This window comes from Methylobacterium sp. Leaf108 (assembly GCF_001423265.1).
GTDB lineage: Bacteria > Pseudomonadota > Alphaproteobacteria > Rhizobiales > Beijerinckiaceae > Methylobacterium.
Genome location: NZ_LMND01000022.1, coordinates 1 through 5,517, shown reverse-complemented (window position 1 = coordinate 5,517; position 5,517 = coordinate 1). Strand labels below are relative to the sequence as shown.

The 5,517-nt window shown below is 66.2% G+C and carries 2 protein-coding genes; both read left to right on the top strand.

All coding sequences use genetic code 11. From position 1 onward, the window contains the following. Positions 1-3,622 (top strand): hypothetical protein (locus ASF39_RS11175; RefSeq protein ID WP_200938204.1); only part of this gene is annotated, 3,622 nt, incomplete at its 5' end. A gap of 39 nt (positions 3,623-3,661) precedes the next feature. Continuing rightward, positions 3,662-4,006: a calcium-binding protein gene (locus ASF39_RS11170; protein WP_056283875.1), complete on the top strand. Its 345-nt coding sequence runs from the start codon at positions 3,662-3,664 to the stop codon at positions 4,004-4,006. Positions 4,007-5,517: the final 1,511 nt, after the last annotated feature.

The window sequence follows — 5,517 nt, the reverse complement described above, 5'->3', positions numbered from 1 at the left end:
CGAGAACCTGATCGGCTCAGGCTTTGCCGACCAGATCACTGGTGACGCCAGCGACAACCGCCTCGAGGGCGGAGCCGGTGCCGATACCCTCAGCGGAGGACGCGGCGCCGATGCGCTCGACGGCGGAAACGGCATGGACGGGGCAAGCTATGCCACAGCCAATGCCGGCGTGACGGCGGATCTCGCGGCGGCCGAGCGCAATACGGGCGAAGCCACGGGCGACACTTATGCAAGTGTTGAGAACCTGACCGGCTCGGGCTTCGCCGACGAGCTCTCCGGCGACACCCGGGACAACCGGCTCGAGGGCGGGATCGGTGGCGACCTTCTCGTGGGAGCGGCTGGGGCCGACACGCTGCATGGCGGGGAGGGCAACGATACGCTCGAGGGGGGCGCCGGCGCCAACCGGCTCGAAGGCGGAGCCGGCTCGGATCTGCTGGTCAGCACGGGCGGGCTGGCCCGTTCAGGCGAGATCCTCGTCAACACCACCCTGACAGGAGACCAGAAGGGCGCACAGGTCACGAACCTCACCGGCGGCGGCTTTGTGGTGGTTTGGCAGGACGCCAGCCTGCAGGGCGGCGATGCCAGCGGGTCTGCCATAAAGGCGCAGATTTTTGGTGCTGACGGCGTGAAGATCGGGGCTGAGATCCTGGTCAACAGCGAGACCTCGGGCGCGCAGACCCTGCCCGTGGTGGCAGCACGCGCGGACGGCGGGTTCGTAGTGGCTTGGCAGGACGAGAGCGGCAAGGGTACAGACACTAGCATTGCGTCCGTCAAAGCGCAGATCTTCGACGGTGCCGGCGGCAGGATCGGAACGGAAATTCCTGTCAACCACACCACACTCGGCTTCCAGGGCAGCCCGGCCATCACTGCCATGGCGGATGGCGGGTTTGCGGTCACCTGGACGGACGGTAGCAATACCACCACGGCGCCCGACGGTACGACGAGCCCGAACTGGGAGGTGCGGGCGCAGGGCTTTGACGCCAATGGGCAGAAGATCGGAGCCCTTGGTGCGGCAGCAACCTCTGATATCGAGGTTAACCCCTTCCATTCCTCTGCCCAGAGCGAGCCGGCGATTACCACACTGGCCTCCGGCAGCTTGGTGGTAGTCTGGCGCGACGAGAGCGGCCAGGGCGATACCAGCCAGGGCGGCATCAAGGGCCAGGTGCTCCTAAAGTCCGGCACGCCGCTCGGTCCTGAGTTCCTAGTCAATACAATGACTGCAGGCCTGCAGCAGGTGCCTGCAATCGTGGCGTTGGCCGACGGCGGCTTTGTGGTGACCTGGGAGGACTGGAGCGGCCAAGGGGGTGACGAGAGCCTAAGTGCCATCAGGGCGCAGCGCTTCACTGCCTTGGGTGCCAAGGTCGGGGAAGAGATCCTCGTCAACACTGAGACGGGTGACTACCAGAAGAGCCCTATCGTGACAGGCCTGCCCTCCGGCGGGTTCGTCATCAGTTGGGTTGATTTGAGCCACGCGAGCTCCGACAGCAGCGGCAGTGCTATCCGGGCGCAGTTCTTCGCTCAAGACGGCCGTAAAGTTGGGGATGAGCTTCTCGTCAACGACGTCACTGCGGATTACCAGCTCAACCCGCAGCTCGTGGCGCTTGCGGACGACCGGGTGGTGATCACCTGGACCGACATGAGCCACCAGGGCGGTGACGCGAGCGGCACGTCCGTAAAGGCGCAGATCCTGACCCTGAACGGACCGGATGCGCTCGACGGCGGGGCCGGCAGCGATGTGGCCCTGCTCGACCGCGCGCGCAGCACGGTCGGGCTGGTGCTCGACCTCTCCACGCCCGCCATCGAGCACGTGCTGGCGGACGGCACGCGGCTCGTGAACGTGGAGCGCTTGGAAGTTTTGGCGGGCACGGGCGATGACACCCTGACGGGTGGCGCCCAGCAGGACCGGCTCGTGGGCGGGCTTGGCGCGGACAGGCTTGTCGGCGGCGGCGGGAACGACACGCTCGAGGGCGGAGCGGGGACCGACAGTCTCCTGGGTGGAACGGGCCGTGACCTCCTGATCAGCGGGCGCAATGCCGGGGCGCTCGGGGGCGAGTTCCTGGTTAACACCACCACGGCCGGCACGCAGCGCGGCTCGCAGGCGGCGCTCTCCGGCGGCGGCTTCGTGGCGGTTTGGACGGACGAGAGCCAGCAGGGAGCGGACACCAGCCTCTCGTCCGTAAAGGCGCAGGTGTTCAGCGCCACAGGTGGGAAGCTCGGGCTCGAGCTCTTGGTGAACACGCAGGTCCAGAACGCACAGCACAGCCCCCATGTGGCGGGGCTGAGGAGCGGCGGGTTTGTGGTGAGCTGGATCGACGAGAGCGCGCAGGCCGGCACTGCCGGCGGAGTGGTGCGGGCGCAATTATTTACCGCTAGCGGCAGCAGGCTCGGCACTGAGCTGACACTGGGCTCGCGAGAGGCCCTGCAGGGTCTCTCCCTGGCGGCGCTGGAGACGGGCGGCTTTGCCACGGCCTGGAACGACGAGAGCGGATCCCGGGCCCAGCTCTATGACACCGCCGGCGCCAAGGTCGGGGCCGAGCTCGTGCTCAGCGCATCCGCCACGGGCGATCTGCGGCTGGTGAGCCTGCCCAACTCCGGGTTCCTGGCGCACTGGAGCAGCGCCAGCGGCAGCATACAGGCGCAGCTCTTCGATGGGGCGGGCTCACGCCTTGGCGGGGAGATTACCCTCCCGAGCAAGGGCGAGGTCCGGCCCTTGGTGTCGGGCCTGGCGAGCGGCGGGTTCGTAGTCACCTGGGCCGAGGGCGCGCAGCTGCTGAGCCAAATCTTCGATGCCTCTGGGCTGAAGGTTGGGGGCGAGGTCACGGTAAACGGGACCGCGCTCACTGGCGAGTTGAGCCTGCAAGTGCGCGGGCTGTCGGACGGCAGCTTCGTGGTGGCCTGGACGGACGCGGTGGGGGCCAGCAATGGCGCACCAGCGATCCGGGCGCAGCTCATTGAGAGCCACGGCTACAAACTGGGCGGGGAGTTCGAGGTTAACACGGCAACGCTGATCGGGCGCGGCCAGATCAACATCGTGGAACTCGCGGATGGCGGCTTTGCGGTGACGTGGGACGACCGCAGCGGTCAGGGCGAGGATGCGAGCGAGGCTTCGATCAAGGGGCGGGTGTTCGTGCGAGATGGCGCGGACGGAGATCTACTCGACGGCGGCACGGAAGCGGATATCGCGGTGATCGACCGCTCGGACGCGACGACCGGGCTTGTGCTGGACCTGAGCAACCCTTCTATCGCTCAGGATCTCGGCGGCGGCACCCGTGTGGTGAATGTAGAGCAGGTGGAGGTGCGAGGTGGTACGGGAGGTGACTTCCTCGTGGGTGGCGCCCTGTCGGACACGCTGATTGGCGGCGCGGGCTCCGACACCCTGAAGGGCGGTGAGGGTAATGACCAACTCGATGCCGACACGGGCGTGGACCGCCTAGACGGTGGCACGGGCGTGGACTTTGCGCGCATCGACCGCTCGGATCTGAGCAGCAACCTCGTGCTGGACCTGAGTAACTCTACGGTTGAGCAGGTGCTAGCAGACGGCACGGTCGTGGTGAACGTGGAGCGGGTGGAGGTTCTGACAGGCTCGGGCCACGACGTCCTGACAGGCGGGTGCTTGTCGTGACGAGGACGCACCCGACATGAGGTAGACGGTGGCACGGGCGTGGACTTTGCGCGCATCGACCGCTCGGATCTGAGCAGCAACCTCGTGCTGGACCTGAGTAACTCTACGGTTGAGCAGGTGCTAGCAGACGGCACGGTCGTGRTGAACGTGGAGCGGGTGGAGGTTCTGRCAGGCTCGGGCCACGACGTCCTGACAGGCGGGTCTCTGGCAGATCGCCTCGTGGGCGGCTCTGGGTCTGACACGCTCAAGGGCGGCAACGGCAACGATCAGCTTGAGGGCGGGATCGGCAAGGATCGGCTCGAGGGCGGCGAGGGTGCCGATACGCTCGATGGCGGAGCAGGCTCGGATGAGCTTCTGGGCGGGGGCGGCAACGACGCGCTCTAGTACTTCTGGATCTTGGCGTCGTCGGCCGCTTCCCAGTGGATGAACACGCCGACCAGGATNTCGGCAAGGATCGGCTCGAGGGCGGCGAGGGTGCCGATACGCTCGATGGCGGAGCAGGCTCGGATGAGCTTCTGGGCGGGGGCGGCAACGACGCGCTCTACAGCTCGGGCGGCATGGTTCGCGTGGGTGGCGAGATCTTGCTGGGGGCCTCTGGTACGGCGCAGTACGCGCCCTCGCTGGCAGGCTTGTCGGGTGGCGGCTTCGTGAGCGTCTGGCACACCGGTGTGAACGAGCAGGACACTCAGATCCAGGCCCAGCGCTTCACGGCTGACGGCCAGAAGGTCGGTGCCAAGATCATCGTCACCAATGATTCCTACGATCACGAGGCCAAGGTTGCAGGTCTGCCCAACGGCGACTTCGTTGTGACATGGACGGACTGGACCGGGGATTACCGCACCGAAACAACAGCTCGGGACATCATGGCCCGGCTGTACAATGCAGATGGCACGCCCAAGGGCAACGCGGTGGTCGTCACCGCCAACCTGATCAACAATCAGATCGATCCGGTTGTGACGGCGCTGGCGAATGGCGGCTACGTGATCAGCTGGAGTGACCTAAGTTCGGCTCGCGACGGCAGCGGCTCGGCTGTGGCCGGCAATCTCTACGATGCCTCAGGTCAGCCCGTACGCGATATCCTCGTCAACACCTTTACGCCCGGCAATGAGCACAGCCCCGCCATCACGGCGCTCACCGGCGGCGGTTTTGTGGCAAGCTGGCAGGAGTACATTGCTGACGAGAGCCGGTACGCGGTTCTGTCGCAGCTCTTCGACAGCGCAGGCTTCAAAGTCGGCTCCGACAACTTCGTTGGATACAACCAGACCAACCAATGGACGGAAGCGGCTAACCTGAAGAGCATCCAACGGCCAACCTCGGGTGCACTCTCGTCAGTGGGAGCGCTGTCGAACGGCGGCTATGTGGTGACCTGGCAAGACTCGGCTGCGGACCGCAGCGGCTCGGGCATCATGGCGCAGCTCTATAGCCCCGGCGGCCAGAGAGTCGGGGGCGCGTTCCTGATCAACACCAGCGTGGAATGGGACCAGGGCTATCCGGCTGTGGCGGGCCTGCCGACCGGCGGCTTTGTGGTGGTCTGGCAGGATGTGAGCGGGGAGGGCGGCGACACGAGCGATCTCGCACTTAAGGCTCAGGTCTTTGACGACAACGGCAACAAGGTCGGCACCGAGTTCCTGGTCGCGACCTCGACCCTCGGCAAACAGGCCTATCCCAGCGTAGCCGCCCTAAGCGATGGCCGCTTTGTTGTAAGCTGGATGGACGGCACCGAGAGCGGGCTGGCCGGCTCGGCGGGCGCGACAGCCCGGGCGCAGATCTTCAGCTTAGGAGGTCCCGATCGGATCGACGGTGGCACGGGCGTGGACTTTGCGCGCATCGACCGCTCGGATCTGAGCAGCAACCTCGTGCTGGACCTGAGTAACTCTACGGTTGAGCAGGTGCTA